At 67.0% G+C, this 14,564-nt stretch carries 16 protein-coding genes; 1 reads left to right on the plus strand and 15 read right to left on the minus strand.

Annotated features, from left to right (window positions below; genetic code table 11):
- Positions 1-39 precede the first annotated feature (39 nt).
- From AC07R7_RS12235 to AC07R7_RS12270, 8 genes are all read right to left on the minus strand, one after another.
- Positions 40-1,197 (minus strand): iron-containing alcohol dehydrogenase, encoded by a 1,158-nt coding sequence (locus tag AC07R7_RS12235; RefSeq protein WP_494635335.1) that lies wholly within the window; start codon positions 1,195-1,197, stop codon positions 40-42.
- Complete coding sequence (locus AC07R7_RS12240) at positions 1,194-2,063, minus strand: isocitrate lyase/PEP mutase family protein (RefSeq protein ID WP_492887017.1); 870 nt, start codon at positions 2,061-2,063, stop codon at positions 1,194-1,196. The genes AC07R7_RS12235 and AC07R7_RS12240 overlap by 4 nt, the downstream gene beginning before the upstream one ends.
- Positions 2,064-2,191: 128 nt before the next feature.
- On the minus strand, positions 2,192-2,809 hold the full coding sequence (gene leuD, locus AC07R7_RS12245) for a 3-isopropylmalate dehydratase small subunit (protein WP_494635336.1): 618 nt from the start codon (positions 2,807-2,809) through the stop codon (positions 2,192-2,194).
- A 2-nt stretch (positions 2,810-2,811) separates the two neighbouring features.
- On the minus strand, positions 2,812-4,221 hold the full coding sequence (gene leuC / locus AC07R7_RS12250; RefSeq protein WP_494635337.1) for a 3-isopropylmalate dehydratase large subunit: 1,410 nt from the start codon (positions 4,219-4,221) through the stop codon (positions 2,812-2,814).
- Positions 4,222-4,854 carry an isochorismatase family protein gene (locus AC07R7_RS12255; protein ID WP_494635338.1) on the minus strand — a complete coding sequence of 211 codons (633 nt, stop codon included), beginning with the start codon at positions 4,852-4,854 and terminating at the stop codon, positions 4,222-4,224. It lies immediately after the preceding gene.
- A gap of 17 nt (positions 4,855-4,871) precedes the next feature.
- A complete protein-coding gene (locus tag AC07R7_RS12260; protein WP_494635339.1) occupies positions 4,872-5,432 on the minus strand; it encodes a cysteine hydrolase family protein in 561 nt (186 codons plus the stop codon).
- Between the two features lie 51 nt (positions 5,433-5,483).
- The gene (locus AC07R7_RS12265) at positions 5,484-5,831 is read right to left on the minus strand and encodes a hypothetical protein (RefSeq protein WP_492887022.1); all 348 of its coding nucleotides are present in this window, start codon (positions 5,829-5,831) and stop codon (positions 5,484-5,486) included.
- Between the two features lie 33 nt (positions 5,832-5,864).
- Entirely contained in the window at positions 5,865-7,040 is a 1,176-nt protein-coding gene (locus AC07R7_RS12270) for a class I SAM-dependent methyltransferase (protein ID WP_492887023.1), read from the minus strand.
- A 323-nt stretch (positions 7,041-7,363) separates the two neighbouring features.
- Here AC07R7_RS12270 and AC07R7_RS12275 point away from each other — a divergent pair, with 323 nt between their 5' ends.
- Positions 7,364-8,635, plus strand: a complete 1,272-nt coding sequence (locus tag AC07R7_RS12275) for a purine-cytosine permease family protein (protein ID WP_492887024.1) — start codon at positions 7,364-7,366, stop codon at positions 8,633-8,635.
- A 67-nt stretch (positions 8,636-8,702) separates the two neighbouring features.
- Here AC07R7_RS12275 and AC07R7_RS12280 read toward each other — a convergent pair whose 3' ends face one another.
- The 7 genes from AC07R7_RS12280 to AC07R7_RS12310 form a co-directional block, all read right to left on the minus strand.
- Positions 8,703-9,179: a VOC family protein gene (locus AC07R7_RS12280; protein WP_492887025.1), complete on the minus strand. Its 477-nt coding sequence runs from the start codon at positions 9,177-9,179 to the stop codon at positions 8,703-8,705.
- A 3-nt stretch (positions 9,180-9,182) separates the two neighbouring features.
- The gene (locus tag AC07R7_RS12285) at positions 9,183-10,217 is read right to left on the minus strand and encodes a cupin domain-containing protein (RefSeq protein ID WP_492887026.1); all 1,035 of its coding nucleotides are present in this window, start codon (positions 10,215-10,217) and stop codon (positions 9,183-9,185) included.
- Entirely contained in the window at positions 10,214-10,702 is a 489-nt protein-coding gene (locus AC07R7_RS12290; RefSeq protein ID WP_492887027.1) for a cupin domain-containing protein, read from the minus strand. Before AC07R7_RS12290 ends, AC07R7_RS12285 begins: the two co-directional genes overlap by 4 nt.
- A 77-nt stretch (positions 10,703-10,779) precedes the next feature.
- Positions 10,780-11,472, minus strand: coding sequence for an acetoacetate decarboxylase family protein (locus tag AC07R7_RS12295; RefSeq protein WP_492887028.1), 693 nt, complete (start codon positions 11,470-11,472; stop codon positions 10,780-10,782).
- Positions 11,469-12,140, minus strand: coding sequence for a hypothetical protein (locus AC07R7_RS12300; protein ID WP_492887029.1), 672 nt, complete (start codon positions 12,138-12,140; stop codon positions 11,469-11,471). The genes AC07R7_RS12295 and AC07R7_RS12300 overlap by 4 nt, the downstream gene beginning before the upstream one ends.
- Before the next feature lie 27 nt (positions 12,141-12,167).
- Positions 12,168-13,511 (minus strand): MFS transporter, encoded by a 1,344-nt coding sequence (locus AC07R7_RS12305; protein ID WP_492887030.1) that lies wholly within the window; start codon positions 13,509-13,511, stop codon positions 12,168-12,170.
- Positions 13,511-14,527 (minus strand): zinc-dependent alcohol dehydrogenase family protein, encoded by a 1,017-nt coding sequence (locus AC07R7_RS12310; RefSeq protein WP_492887031.1) that lies wholly within the window; start codon positions 14,525-14,527, stop codon positions 13,511-13,513. The genes AC07R7_RS12305 and AC07R7_RS12310 overlap by 1 nt, the downstream gene beginning before the upstream one ends.
- Positions 14,528-14,564 lie beyond the last annotated feature (37 nt).

Consider the following 14,564-nt stretch of genomic DNA (forward strand, 5'->3'; position numbering starts at 1 on the left):
GGGGTCGCCCCTGCCCCTTCGATCTGTCGGTTCGACGCCTCAGAGCGCCTTGAGATAGAGGTCCACGGCGTCCTGGTGACTGACGTCGCGGGGGTTGTTCACGAGTAGGCGCGAGACCTTCATGGCGTCGGTCGCCATGCGCTCGATGTCCTGGCGCTGGACGCCGACCTGGGTCAGGCTCTGTTCCATGGGCATGTCGGCGACCAGCTGGGCCATGGCGGCGACGAAGCCCGCGGCGGCGGACTCGGTGGTGGCGCCTACGGCTCGCGGAGCGACCACGCGGCACAGTTCGGCGTAATGCGCCTGGGCGGCCTGTTGATTGAAAGCCAGCACCGGCGACAGCACCAGCGCGTTGCTCAGGCCATGCGGCACGTGGAAAAGGCCGCCGATGGGATAGGCGAGCGCATGGACCGCCCCCACCGGCGCGTTGGCGAAGGCCATGCCGGCCAGCAGCGAGCCCTGCAGCATGGCGCGGCGGGCGTCGACATCGCGCCCGTCGGCCACGGCGGCGCGGATCGAGCCCGACAGCAGTTCCAGCGCCTTCAGCGCCAGGCTGTCGGAGACCGGATTCTTCTTGATGCGGCTGGTATAGCCCTCGATGGCGTGGACCATGGCGTCGATGCCGGTCATCGCCGTGATGCGGGGCGGAAGGCCGAACGTCAGGGTCGCGTCCAGGACCGCGATGTCGGGATAGAGCAGACGGGAAACGACGCCGACCTTCTGGTCGTCCGGCGTGGTGACGATGGCGATGGAGGTGACTTCCGAGCCGGTGCCCGCGGTGGTCGGAACCTGGATCAGCGGCAGGCGCGGGCCGCGCGCCCGTTCCACGCCATAGGCCTGCGTCAGGGTCTGGCCGCCGGGGCCCGCCAGCAGGGCGACCAGCTTGGCGGTGTCCATCGAGCTGCCGCCGCCGAGACCTATCACGCCGTCGGTGTCGCGAGCCCTGGCGAACCGCGCGGCGGCCTCGATCGAGGCTTCTGGCGGGTCGGCGAGCACATCGCGGAACAGCTCGACGGGCAAACCCGCAGCCTTGAAGCTGTCAAGCGCGTCGTCCAGGACGCCAAGCTCAAACAGTCCGCGGTCGGTGACGATCAGTGGCCGCTTGATCCCGAGCTCGGCGGCGAGCTGGCCGAGCCTGCCGCTGACGCCGTCCTCACAGAGGATGCGTGGGGTGGTCTCGAAGGTGAAGCCGGTCACGCCTGTCCCCCCCACTTGCGTTCGAAGGCCCAGACCTCCTCGAAGCCGATCAGGCCGCAGAACTCCTTGAAGTCGAACATCGGGGTCGCCGGGTCGGCGCTGACGCCCGTGGTCTGCAGTTTGACGAGCGCCGCCTCCATCGCGGCGGCGCCGACCAGACTCGTCATCGAGGGGTAGATGGCGAAGGCGTAGCCAATGTCCTTCAGCACCTGGGCCGGCAGGATCGGGGTGACACCTCCATCGGCCATGTTCGCCATCATCGGCGCGTCGATGGTCTCGCAGGCCCGGCGCATCTCCTCTTCGCTTTGAGGCGCCTCGAAGAAGATGACGTCGGCGCCGGCCTTCCGGTAGGCCTCGGCCCGCTTCAGGGCCTTGTCCATGCCCTCGCTAGCCCGCGCGTCGGTGCGGGCGATGATCAGACAGTTCTGCTTGTCCTCGCGGGCATCCACGGCGACCCGGATCTTGTCGACCATGTCCTCGAGCGAGATCACCCGCTTGAAGGGGGTGTGGCCGCACTTCTTGGGAAATTCCTGATCTTCCAGCTGGATCGCCGTGACGCCGGCGGCCTCGTAGCCGCGCACGGTGTGATGCACGTTGAGCAGGCCGCCGTAGCCCGTGTCGGCGTCGGCGATGACCGCGCCGTTCGACGAACGGACCACGGTCGCCATGCGGTCGAGCATCTGGCTGTAGGTGGCGATGCCCGCGTCGGGCAGACCATAGGCCGAGGCCGTCAGCCAGTAGCCCGTGCCATAGACCACCTCGAAGCCAACCTTCCGGCAGATGGCGGCGGTAATCATGTCCTGCACGCCCGGCGCGACAAAGAATTCCTTACGGTCGAGCTTCCGCCGGATGATGGGATCGGCCATCTGACAACCTTGCAACGGCGCCGCGCGAAGTCCGCGACGTCCCGAGACTTAGGCCAGTGGCCGGAATTCGCGCGGACGGAGGCGAGACTATCCGCGATGCGGACAGCCCCGATGCGCGCGCGCCGCGATCACTCGTCCGCATAGAGCCAGGAGCAGCGCTTTCTCTGCGCGTCTTCGAAGGCGGCGATGGATTGGCCCCGCGTCCGCGAGATCGTGGCGACTTCGTCCCAACCGTTCAGCAGAGCCTCCCGCCGCCAGCCGTCCACCCGGAAGGCGATGACCCCGCCGTCGGCGGTGCGGATCTCTTGGTGTTCAAGGTCCGCGTCCAGCGTTTCTCTCGCCGCGGCGCGGGCCGTCAGATCGGCGCGCTGTTCGGGCGTGACCACCACGGGCAGCAGGCCGTTCTTGAAGCAGTTCGAATAGAAGATGTCGCCGAAGCTGTCGGCGATGACGCACCTCACACCGAGATCGGCCAGGGCCCAGACCGCATGTTCGCGGCTGGAGCCGCAGCCGAAGTTCGATCCGGCGACGATGATCTGGGCGCCCCGGAAGGCGGGCTGATTGAGCGGGAAGTCGGCCTTCTCGGTCTTGCCGTCATCCTCGTAGCGCCGCTCGAAGAAGGCGTATCGGCCCAGGCCGGTCTTGCTGGTCAGCAGCAGGTAGCGGGCCGGGAAGATGATGTCGGTGTCGATATCGCGCTCGAGCAGGGGCGCGGCGATCGAGGCGATGCTGACGAACGGCTCCATGGTCAGCCGATCTCGCGCACGTCGACGATATGCCCGGCGATCGCCGCAGCCGCGACCATCATCGGGCTCATCAGGTGCGTGCGCGCGCCCGGGCCTTGCCGGCCCTCGAAGTTGCGATTGGAGGTCGAGGCGCTGCGCTGGCCCGGCGCGAGGCGGTCGTTGTTCATGGCCACGCAAAGCGAGCAGCCGGCGTCGCGCCATTCGAAGCCGGCTTGGCGGAAGATGAGGTCCAGCCCCTCGGCCTCGGCCTGGCGCTTGATCGTGCTTGAGCCCGGGACGACCAGGGCTGTGACGTGCTGAGCCACGCGCTTTCCCGCCACGATCTCGGCGGCCGCCCGAAGGTCCTCGAGGCGGCTGTTCGTGCACGATCCGATGAAGGCGTAGTCGATGGAAATGTCCTGCAGCGCGGTATCGGGCGTCAGGCCCATATAGGCGAGCGACTTCAGGACGCCTTCTCGCTCCGGCTCGCTGGCGGCGCTGTCAGGATTGGGGGTCCGGCCCGTGACCGGCAGCACCATGTCCGGGCTGACGCCCCAGGTGACTTGCGGCGCCAGCGCGCCGGCGTCGATCTCCAGCACCCGGTCGAAGCGCGCGCCCGCGTCACTGGAAAGCGTGCGCCAATAGGCGACGGCCTCGTCCCAGAGGTGGCCCTTGGGCGCGAAGGGACGACCTTCAACGAAGGCGAAGGTGGTCTCGTCGGGCGCGACCATGCCGATCCGGGAGCCCGCCTCGATCGTCATGTTGCAAAGGGTCATGCGCGCGGCCATCGACATGGCCGAGATGGCGGAGCCCATGTACTCGATCGCATAGCCGGACGCGCCGCCCGCGCCGATGCGGCCCACCGCGGCCATGGCCAGGTCCTTGGCCGAGACGCCCGGACCGAACGCTCCGGTGGTCCTCAGCGCCATATTGCGCGACTTGGACTGGCGAAGCGTCTGGGTGGCCAGCACACATTCGATCTCGGAGGTGCCGACGCCGAAGGCCAGCGTCCCGAAGGCGCCATGCGTGGCCGTGTGGCTGTCGCCGCAGACCAGCGTCATGCCCGGCTGAGTGAACCCCTGCTCGGGCCCGACGACGTGGACGATCCCCTGGCGTGGGCTCTTGGAGCCATAGAGGGTGATCCCGTGCGCGTTCGCATTGTTCTCCAGCAGTGCGATCTGGGAGCGCGCGAGAGGATCGGCGACTGGCTTGTCGCGATCCTTGGTCGGGATGGCGTGGTCGACCGTGGCGAGTTGCGCCATGGGCCGACGAACGCTCGCGCCGCGCGCTTCCAGGCCGGCGAAGGCCACGGGGCTGGAGACCTCATGGAGGATCTGGCGGTCGATATAGAGCAGGCAGACGCCATCTCCCTCGTCGGCCACGACGTGGTCGTCCCAGAGCTTGTCGTAGAGCGTCCTTGCCAGCGCCGACATTCAGGTCTCTCCCATCAGCGCGATCGCCTCGCGCTCGGTGACCACCTCGCCGTACTTGGCCCGCAGGTCGAACAGGTTGGCCTCGTGCGGCGCGCGGTGACGGTCGCCGCAGGCGTCGCTGACGACGAAGGGCGCGAACCCATGCTGCATGGCGTCCAATGCCGTGGCGCGGACGCAGCCGGACGTGGAAAATCCGGTGATGAGCAGGCAGTCGACCTTCATGGTCGTCAGGGTTGCCGCGAGCGACATGCCGAAAAACGCCGAGGCGTACTGCTTTGAGACGACGGTTTCGGTCGGCAGCGGCTGAAGGCTGGCCGGGAAGGCGCCCGCGGCCGAACCACGGTCAAACAGCTTCAGCGCCGGAACCTTACGGTAGAACAGGCCGCCGTCGGCCCCGCCCGGCTGGTAGACGACGTTGGTGAAGATGACCGGCACGCCCGCGCCGCGAGCCGCGGCGACCAACCGTTCATTGCTGGCCAGCGCTGTCTCGAAGGCCGGGTCGTGGAGCGGCGATCCAGGCGCCAGATAGGCGACGACCACGTCGACGATCAGCAGCGCGGGACGCTCGCCGAAAGGCAAGGCGCCGTCGAAGGCGACGGCGTAGTTCGCATCTAGGTCGTCATGCCCGGTCATGGCCGCCGCCCGTCCGATCAGAACGGCAGGTCGGCGGCGGAGACCACCTGGGCCTGGCGGGGGAACACCTTGTCCATGAGCGTCTCGTGGATCTGCGGATCGGCGTCGGCGCAGCCGTCGCGGACCACCAGCAGGCGATAGTCCTGGTCGGCGGCGGCGCGGACCGTGGACAGCACCACCCCGCCCGTGGCCACGCCCAGCAGGACCAGGGTGTCGATGTCCCGCGCGTTGAGGATCGGCTGCAGTTCGGTGCCGTAGAAGGCGCCGACGCGGTGCTTGACCACCACGAACTCGGTGTCGAGCGGCGCCAAGCGCGGGTCGATTTCGCTGGCCGGATCGGTCAGCTGCATGCGGCCGGCCTTCTTGATCGCGCTGAACATCTGGTTGCGGTCGCTGACTTCCGGATGCCCAGGGCGAAACGCGACGCGGATGAAGATCACGGGAAGGTTGGCGGCCCGCGCGCGCGCCAGCACGTCGGCCGCGGTGGCGACCAGTTCATTGTTGTTGGGCAGGGCGCCGATGATGCCCGGCTGGAAGTCCATGAACAGGACGGCGGTCCTGGGGCTAAGCTCTGACATTGATTTCCTGAATATTTTTAAGTCACGGTTGCCGGCGGTCGCCCCGCGCCCCTATGCGGTCGTCGATTCGACGTCCTCGATGACGGCCGCATAGGACTGGGCGTTCATCCGCCGCTCCAGAGCCTCCCGCTCCTGGTGGACGGCGCGCAGGACGATATCGAGGAACCGGGCGCGCCAGTGGTCGCGCGCGGCGCGGGCGGCGTCGTCGGGCGCGTAGGCGTCCAGAGCCGCTCGACTCACGGGCTGGTTGGTCTCCAGCAGACGCTCCAGGCTGTCGATGCGATCGCGCATGACAGCGACCTCACCCGCCAGCGCCATCGTCATCGAGAGCACCTTGTCGATGCCGGGGTCGGCGAAATAGCGCGGCCGCTCCCCCTTAGCGCCTTGTTGCAAGTTCATAGAAAAACTCCCGAGATCTAATGGACGCGGCGTCTATTTCTGGACGCCCCAGATGTACCAGGCCCCGCCGCCGCCAAAGTCGCCGCCCTGGAACACCTTGGTGCGCTGGGCGTCGGCGGATTCGTAGGCGCTGGGCTGCAGGCCCTCGAACGCCTTGGCGCCTTCGAAGCCGGTTTCCTCGGCCATGTCGGCCGGAACGATTTCGTGGCTGGCGCCCCAGAAGGGCTCGTTATTGTTGCGGGTGTCCCAGTCGAGCATGAAGGCGTCGAAGGGCTCCAGTTGGCGGTAGGGCGGGGTCTCGGTGTGGGCCACGACCCCGCCGGGCGACAACAGGCGGTTGGTCTCGCGCATGATGTTGCGGATCGCCACGTGGCTGGTCTCGTGCACCAGGATGTGGCTGACGATCAGGTCGAAATAGCCGTCCGGGAAGTTCATCTTCTCGGCGTTCTGCTGACTGTAGTGGACGGGCTTGCCCAGCGACTCGGCGCGGGCATGCGCGTAGCGAAGCATCGGCGCGCCGACGTCGACGCCGTAGACTTCGGCGTCCGGGTAGGCGTCGACGTACGAGAGGGTCGAGTGACCCACGCCGCAGCCCATGTCGAGGATCCGGCGCGGCTTCAGGTCGGGGAACCTGGCCTTGACGAAGTTGGCGGTGCTGTCGCCGATGTCGGAGTTCAGCGGCCCCATGCGGCCCATCACATAGACATAGACCGCGCGGTCGTAGACGGCGCCGTTGGCGATGTCCTCCTCGGCGAACTCGGTGTGGTAGCCGCCCGGCATGCAGTGGATGTCGACCAGACGGTGATAGCGCGGCGCCTCGAGCGTCGGATCCAGGGTCAGCGAGCCCTTCGAGCCCGAGGCGTTCCTGAAGGCGTCGATCAGGGACGGCAGCTGGCGTTCGACCGGGACCTGCGCCGCCTTCCACATCATTTCCTGACTGTTGCGCTGCATCGCGCTCCAGAACTGGTAGTAGGGTTCGCCCGCCATGGCGTGTTGGACTTCGCGATAAGTCTCCGGCTCGCGGCCCTTGGCCTGCTTAAATTGCGGCTGGGCGCGCACCTGATAGGCCGCCTTGATGCCGAGGCTGACCGTCGACGCCAGGTGGAATTTCAACGACTTCACGAACTCTTGCCGCGAATATTCCTCCGACGTGGTTTCGGGCAAAACCGCGTGAGCAAACTGTTCGGTCAGTTCTCCGGTCACAGCCATATTCGTCACTCCAACATCAGTCATTGCGGAAGGCCAACGGCGTGTGGGCTTGAGGAAGCAAGGCCTGCGACTTGATGAGCCCACGCCGGCGATTTAGCGACGACCGCTCGACGCCGAGCAATGCCGGACCGCGAAACTGTCCGGACCTCGGATAAATCTGCGAACGACATTGTGGTTAGGGGCCGCGCGAACAGGCTGCCTGGCATGGCGCCTCGGGGGCGCTCCACGGCGCGCGCGCCCTTCAAAGCCAGGATGGAGACCGGAGAATGGCTCACAGCGAATCCCATGATTCAGCGACAAGACGGGTCGACGCCGAGGACAGGATGTCCCGCGGCCCGCTCACCATGGTGTGGTTCTCGCTTTGCAGCGCGATCTTCTACCTGCTGCTGGGCGCGACCCTGGCCACGACCTTTGGAACGCGCGACGCCCTGATCGGGACGTTTCTCGGCGTCGTGGCCCTGAGCGGTCTGGGCTACATCTTCTCGCGCTTCGCGATCCGAAGCGGCGAGAGCTGTTACCTGCTTTCGCGCAGGATATTTGGAACGCTGGGAGCCTCCCTCGCCACCCTGATCTTCGCGGTGATCGCCATCTACTACGCGGTGTTCGAGAGCGCGGTGGTGGCGGCCGCGGCGGTCAAGGTGTTCAGCGCGATCAATTACTTACAGGCCTGCGCGATCATCGCCGTCTACAGCGTCGCGCTGGCGGTCGGCAGCATCCAGAAGTGGCTGGACAAGCTGAACGCCGTCCTGCTGCCGATCTACGTCATCGGCCTGATCGCCGTCGTGGCCATGTCGATCCATCGCTTCGGCTACTCGCATGCCTGGCTGAACATCCCGGCCGCCAATCCCACGCCGGCGGGCTGGTGGTACTGCTTCATCGCCGTGTTCGGCATGCAGCTGCTGATGATGATCACGCTGGACATCGGCCGGTTCGGCAAGATCGAGGACATCGAGCACCACTCCAGGATCACCTTCGGCTTCCCGTTCTATGTGGTCACCTTCCTCGTAAACATTAGCGTCGGCATCTATCTGGCCGCCAGCGCCAACATGGCCGTGGTTTCCGAGACGGCGGTGATCGACGTCTGCCTGACGGTGCTGGGCGGGCCGCTGGGCCTGCTGTTCATCTGGGTGACCCAGACCCGGATCAACACCGCGAACTTCTTCCTCTCGTCGAGCAATCTGCAGGCCTTCCTCCGCGACGCCTTGCGCCTACGCGCGCCCCGGCTGATCTGCACGCTGCTGGTGGGCGCGGTCGTGTTCGCCTTCACCGCGGCGAGCGAAGTGCTGAAGTACATACTGATCGCCGTGAACTATCAGGCGGTGATCCTGACGGCGTGGGTGGGCGTGGCCCTGGCCTACATCACCTCAAGCGCGATCTCGCCGACGGACACGCCCGAGGCCGTGGAAACCCGGACCTTCATCCCGCGAGGCCTCGTCGCCTGGTTCGCCGGCGCGGCCGTCGGCCTGACGATGATGGCTAGCGGCGGGATAGTCGCCAGCTTCTCTTCGCCGGTGACGCTCGCGATCACCTTCGGCCTCTATCGCCTGCTGGGCCGGGCCGGGAGCCAGGCCCAGTTGGTCAGCGAACGCACCTGACAAGGAAAACCCCCGAGCGCGCGCGGGCTCGGGGGTTTTGGAAGAACGCTTAAAGGCGTCGCCAGCCTCAGGTCACCCGGCCAGGCGCGGGCGGTTGCTGCAGCTCCAGCACGATGCCGTCCGGGTCGAGGAACTTCACGGCCTTACCGTCCGAATAGTGCTGCCCCTCCTCCACCGCCACGGTGATCACGTCGCTAAGGAAGATGACGCCGCGCTCCTTCAACCTGGCGACCGCCCCCTCGATGTCGTCGACCTCGAAGCCGATACGGGCGATGCCGCGGCCGCGCGAGGAGGCGTCGGTCGGCTCGCCCAGCGGCTGCAGAACCTCGATCAGCTCGAAGATCTTGCCCTTAGGACCAACGCCGATGAGCGCGATGTTGAGCCTCATGTCGGTGTCGGGCATGCCGCACACCTTGCCGAGATAAGTTCCGCCCCAGGCGTCCGAACGGCTGACGAGCGCCAGACCGAGAACGTCGCGATAGAAGTCGATCGAGCGATCGATGTCGCTCACGAACAGGGTCGTGTGATGCAGGTCGGTGATCATGGCTCAGCTCTTCGACTCGTCGTCTTCGGAACGCACCCAGCTGGCGCGGAAGCGGCTCTGCCGGCCTCGGCCCGCGGGCGCGCGAGGCACCTCGGCGTCGGGCTCGTCGCCGCCCCAGCGAACGCCCTGCGGCGAGGCGCGATAGGCCTGGTAAGCGGCCGACGCCTCCTGTTCGGCCGCATAGGGATGCTCGTTCCAGGGGATGTGGGCGGCCGGTTCGTCCCAGGGAGTCTCGGCGATGTAGCGCTCGCAAAAACAGCGTCCTTGCGGGTACTCGCGCGTCGGCCATGGATAGCCCATGGGACCGTCGGTGTGGCACAGGATGAGGGCGCCGCTGCGCGAGACGAAAGGCGCGTGGTACCATTCCTGCGGGTGGGAGACGACGCTGCCGGCGCCCATCTGGCCTTCGTTGACCAGCAGGATGTCGCCGCTCAGAACGATAATCTCCTCCCAGCATTCGTGGTGAACGTGCTCTAGGTCCGCGATCGCCTGCGGCGAGATGTACTGGAAGCGCAGGAACCCGCCGGGTCCGCCGTCGAAGCCCTCGCCGCTCGGGCCCGGCACGGCGTCAGGCGCGCGCAGGGACTTGTGCATCACCCCGTGCGACCCCGGCACGCTGTTCACCCACTCGATCTTGTCGGTCTGGATCACGCGGTTGCGCGTCACCGGGTACGCGTAGGCCGGCATGTTCGGGTTCCAGAACGCCAGGACCAGGGCGCCGGAGACGGTGCTGATCTCCCCGCCGCCGCAGAGTTGCGGGGCGTGGATGTAACCGCTGACGCCGACCGACGACCCGTTCAGCGCCAGGTCGCCCCGCAGCACGAAGAACTCCAGCGAGGCCGCCTTGCCGTCCGTGCGGGTGCGAAAGCCCGACGGCAGTTCGCAGACATAGGTGCGCGAGCCGCTGTGGGCGTCCATGCTCATGAGCGAGCCGCGCATGCCTGCGATGAGGTCGGGCGCGTCGAGCGCTTCGCGCTCGAGCGACAGGAAGTTGTAGAAGGCCGGCTCGTCGCGGCGATAGTGCGCCGACCTGCTCATTGGCCGCCCTCGGCCCGGCGCACGCTATCGGCCAGCGCCACCGGATAGCCCGGGTTGGGGATGCAGATGCAGAGGTGGCGAAACGGCTTGTCGCCCAACACCTTCCACTTGATATGCGCCCCGCGCGGCAAGAGGTAGATGCAGCCGGGCTTGGCGACGACCGTGCCGGTGATCGTCATCATCGGCGCCAGGTGATAGGTGACCTCGCACTCGCCCGAAGTCACATAGTGCAGTTCGTCGTGGAACATCGCCCAGCTGATGTCGTGGCCCGGCAGGAACTCCTCGAAATTCACCTGGGTGGCGGGTTCGTCGATGCCGACATTGATCGCCTTGTTCATCACCCCGTCGAGCATGGGGAACGAGAACAGCGGCGCCTTTTCCAGGTCGCTTTCGTCGACCTGATACATGCGAAAGCGCGAGTAGGCGATGGCGCTCGAGGCCGTGTAGCCGAGCGTGTTTTCCGGCGCGTCGTCTTGTTTGGACATCTCAATGCTCCTCGGGAAACGGGAGCGTTGAGACTAGGTCGGCCGGGCTGGCGGGCGGCGCGGAAAGGGGCGGCTGATCACCTGCCGGAGACGAGCCGCGATCCACCCAGGTCGATGCCGAACTCCATCAGGTAGGCCGACGAAACGGTCACGGGGCCCAGCAGCGCCGCGGCGCCTCCGGCCAGGGTCAAGTCGGCGTTCGCCTCGCGGATGCGATGGATCACGTCTTCATTGTGCCACTCGAGGGTGACGTCGGGCTGATCGGCGAATTGGCGCACGCCGTAGACGCGCAGGAACTTGCGCAGCGGGGTCGTTTCAAGATCGACCTCCTCGCCCGGACGAACGACCATCTCGATCTCGCGGCGACCGCCGCGCGCCACCCAGCCGCCGACCGGCGCGCGTGACGGCCACACGAGGCGGGCGACGCCCGCGGGCACGCGGCCGATCTCGATATGGGCGTGCTCGCCGACCCAGCCGCTCAGGTGCGCGTGCCGCACGATCTGGCGCGAGTTGAAGTAGGCGGCGGCGAACCAGGTGCCTTCTCCAGCCGGCCCATCGCACGGGATGGCGATGTTGGCCTCCAGGAACGAGCGCTCACGGACCGTGCTGGTCTCGCTGTAGAGCGAGCACCACACGAGATAGATGAAGGCTCGGTCGGCGATGGCCGTCAGGGGCGCGGGCAGCAGCTTCGCCGCGCGGCCCGGTTCCAGCTCGCAGACCGCGGCGAGCGAGGTCTGGCCGCAGGCGCGTTTGATCAGAGGCTGGCTCACAGGCGTTCTCCGCCCTCAAGACCGTAGACGACGCCGAACGACCAGGCCTCGCCTCTTACCGCGCCCGACCAGCCCATGCCTTCGCCGAAGGTGGCGCTGCCCACGCCCGTCCAGAGGTCGGCGGTTCGTGGATCAAGGGCGGGTACGAACCACAGGCCGCGATCGATGGAGTCGCCGGGCGTCGTCACGTCGCCATAGCGGATCCTGTTGACCCAGCGCAGCAGACCGGCGGGCGTCCTGGCCTCCGGCCGTTCGAGGGTGATGTCGAGGTCGACGATGGGCCGGCCGCCGATGGTCCGGGCCGTCGCCGCGCAATGCCGGCCGGGCGCGCCGCCCTCGTAGTTTGGGCAGGCCGCGTGAAACCGGGTCATCTCGACGTCGGCGACGGCCACGCCCCGGTCGCTCTTGGCGCCCGAGAGCATGAGGTAGGGATAGTGGAACGCCGTCGCCGGCTCGCCCCTCGCCTCGCAGCCATAGCCGATCGCGACCTCTGTCCAGAGCGCCCTCTGAGGCTCAAGCGGCTCCTTGGCCCAGAGGTCGAGGTCGATGGAGTCGGCGAACAGCAGGACCGCCGGGCCCGTGCGCGGACAGGTCGGATCGACGATCAGCGCCTCGAGACCTTCCGGAGGCTCGAAAAGCAGCACAAGCAAGTCCTGGCCAATCTGCATCGTTATGCCTCGCTCGACAGGTGACGCCTAAGCCTGGCCCAGCCAGACCGATCGACCAACGGCGTCGCGATAGGCCTTGATGGTCAGCAGCACGATGATCCCGGCCACGACCGTCGCGACGGTGTTGACCGCCATCAGGCCCAGGCCGACGCCCTTCGGTCCGTGGAAGAAGGTGTCGGACAAGAAACCGACCGCGAAGGCGCCGCCGCCGAGTGAGACCAGGCCGGTGACGAGAGTAAAGAGGCCCGTGACCTGGCCCCGCAACTCATTGGGCGTGATCTCGTTGAGCCCCGCCAGCGCCGCGACGTAGGACCAGGTCCCGGGGATCGTGACCAGGATGAAGCCGAGATAGGCCAGCGGCGCCGTCGGCCCCACGCACATCAGCGCCCCGCAGGTCAGCACGACCACCGCCTGGAACGCGATCACCAGCAGGGGGCCGTCCCGGCGGCCACGCTTGCGCAGCCAATTCAGCACCCACCCGGCGCTCAGGCTGCTGAAGACACCGATCGGCAGAAAGCCGACCCCGAAGGCGACGCTGACTTCGCTGGCGCTCCAGCCATAGCGCCGGATGAAATGCGTCGGCAGCCAGGCGAGCTGGGCATAGACCGTGATCATGATCAGGGCCGCTCCGCTGATCACCGCCAGATACGAGAGACGGTTCTTCATGAGGGTCGCCTTCAGGGACACCGTAGCCCCGGTTGCGACCTCGCCCTTTTCCCGACGAACGGGCTCGCGCACCGTCGCCAGGGCCAGAATGGCCAGCAGCAGGCCGGGCACGCCCACGAGGACGAACACGATCTCCCAGTTCTTCATCCCCGCGAGGACCGTCCAGCCTAGTCCCTTCACGAACCCGGAAAGGTGCAGCGCCACGGCGCCCAGAAGATAGGCCAGGCCGATGCCGAGCGTGCTGCCCAGCATGAAGACGCTGAAGGCGCGCCCCCGGCGCTCGGGTGGGAAATAGTCGGCGATCAGCGACGCCGCGGAGGGCGAAACGCTGGCCTCGCCGATCCCCACGAACACGCGGGCGATGAAGAAGCTCATGAAATCGCGAGCGTAGGCGCACAGGATGGTGGCCACGCTCCACACGCAGATGCCCGCGGCCAGCAGCGTGCGCCGGCTGTAGCGGTCGACGAACCAGCCGAGCGGTATGGCGAACAGGCTGTAGGAGACGCCGAAGGCCGCGCCTTGCAGCAGGCCCATCTGGGTGTCCGTCAGACCGAGATCGGTCTGGATCGGGATGACCAGGATGCCGATGGCGATGCGGTCCAGGATCGCGAACGCGTAGGCGAACGCCAGGATGGCGACCACGTACCAGGCGCGGACGGGCGAGGGCCAGGGCGCCGCGCCGTGGGGGGCGCTCTCGGTGGTCATCACGCGTTCCCGCCGATGAGTTCCGGGTTCGGCAGGATCACGACCTTGCCGTCGCGCGCCGAGCCGCTCTCCATCTCGTGGCGCATGGCGTCCTTGAAATCATGGAGCGGATAGGTCGCCGCGATCTTGGCGACGAGCGCGCCGTCGGCGGACCAGTTGGCGAGGGCTGTCATCATCTTTTGCTTGTCGTCAGCCGACAGGTCCGCCTCGAAATACGGGGTGCAGAACCCTCGCAACGTCAGGTCTCGCATCAGGAAGAGATCGCCAGCCACCTGGCAAGGTTGACCCGACATCATGCCATAGACCGCGAGCACGCCGCCGATATCGAGGCTCTCGGCCATGCGGTTCGTCGCCGTTCCGGCCACCGCGTCGATCCCATAGCGAATCTTCGCGCCGCCGGTGGCGGCCGAGACGCGGTCCCGCAGGTCGTCGCCGTCGAGCAGCACCTGGTCGGCGCCCAGCGCCAGCAGGTCGGGAATGAGTTCTTCACGCCGGACGACATTGACGGTCTTCAGGCCCAATTGCTTGGCGATGCTGATGTTGAACCGGCCGCAACTGGAGTTCGCCGCGTTCTGAAGGACCCACTCGCCGGGCTTCAGGTCCATCACCCGCGTCATCATCACATAGCTGGTCGCGCCATTGATCGGCATCAGCGACATCTGCACGGGATCGCCGTGATTGACGGCCTTGGTCAGCTTCTCGGTCTTGACCTTGACGTACTGGCTGAAGGTGCCGCCGCGGCGGGGAAGAAAGACGCGATCCCCGATCTCGAAGCCGCCGTCGACGCCGATTTGGGCAATGCGCCCACAGGCTTCGATGCCGGCCATGGCCGGCGGCGGGGGCGCCCACTGGGGCAGGCGCCCTTCCATGTAGAAGAGGTCCGCCATGTGGATCGGCGAAGCCTCGATCTGCACGATCGCCTCGTCGGCCTGAGGGTCACCGAGATCGATCGTGTCGAGTTCCGCGACCTCGAGAGGGGCGCCGTTGCGCTTATAAACGACCGCCAAGGTTTTCATTGGGAAACTCGCGAACTCTAAGGAAGCACGGTTGGGT

This window comes from Caulobacter sp. GW821-FHT05F04 (genome assembly GCF_059419665.1).

Coding starts and splice junctions, on each gene's coding strand:
- leuD (WP_494635336.1), bottom strand. CDS start 2,809: ATGGAGCCGTTCGTCAGCATCGCCTCGATCGCCGCGCCCCTGCTCGAG.
- AC07R7_RS12300 (WP_492887029.1), bottom strand. CDS start 12,140: ATGCAGATTGGCCAGGACTTGCTTGTGCTGCTTTTCGAGCCTCCGGAA.
- AC07R7_RS12255 (WP_494635338.1), bottom strand. CDS start 4,854: ATGACCGGGCATGACGACCTAGATGCGAACTACGCCGTCGCCTTCGAC.
- AC07R7_RS12280 (WP_492887025.1), bottom strand. CDS start 9,179: ATGATCACCGACCTGCATCACACGACCCTGTTCGTGAGCGACATCGAT.
- leuC (WP_494635337.1), bottom strand. CDS start 4,221: ATGTCGGCGCTGGCAAGGACGCTCTACGACAAGCTCTGGGACGACCAC.
- AC07R7_RS12265 (WP_492887022.1), bottom strand. CDS start 5,831: ATGAACTTGCAACAAGGCGCTAAGGGGGAGCGGCCGCGCTATTTCGCC.
- AC07R7_RS12260 (WP_494635339.1), bottom strand. CDS start 5,432: ATGTCAGAGCTTAGCCCCAGGACCGCCGTCCTGTTCATGGACTTCCAG.
- AC07R7_RS12275 (WP_492887024.1), top strand. CDS start 7,364: ATGTCCCGCGGCCCGCTCACCATGGTGTGGTTCTCGCTTTGCAGCGCG.
- AC07R7_RS12270 (WP_492887023.1), bottom strand. CDS start 7,040: ATGGCTGTGACCGGAGAACTGACCGAACAGTTTGCTCACGCGGTTTTG.
- AC07R7_RS12290 (WP_492887027.1), bottom strand. CDS start 10,702: ATGTCCAAACAAGACGACGCGCCGGAAAACACGCTCGGCTACACGGCC.
- AC07R7_RS12240 (WP_492887017.1), bottom strand. CDS start 2,063: ATGGCCGATCCCATCATCCGGCGGAAGCTCGACCGTAAGGAATTCTTT.
- AC07R7_RS12310 (WP_492887031.1), bottom strand. CDS start 14,527: ATGAAAACCTTGGCGGTCGTTTATAAGCGCAACGGCGCCCCTCTCGAG.
- AC07R7_RS12305 (WP_492887030.1), bottom strand. CDS start 13,511: ATGACCACCGAGAGCGCCCCCCACGGCGCGGCGCCCTGGCCCTCGCCC.
- AC07R7_RS12285 (WP_492887026.1), bottom strand. CDS start 10,217: ATGAGCAGGTCGGCGCACTATCGCCGCGACGAGCCGGCCTTCTACAAC.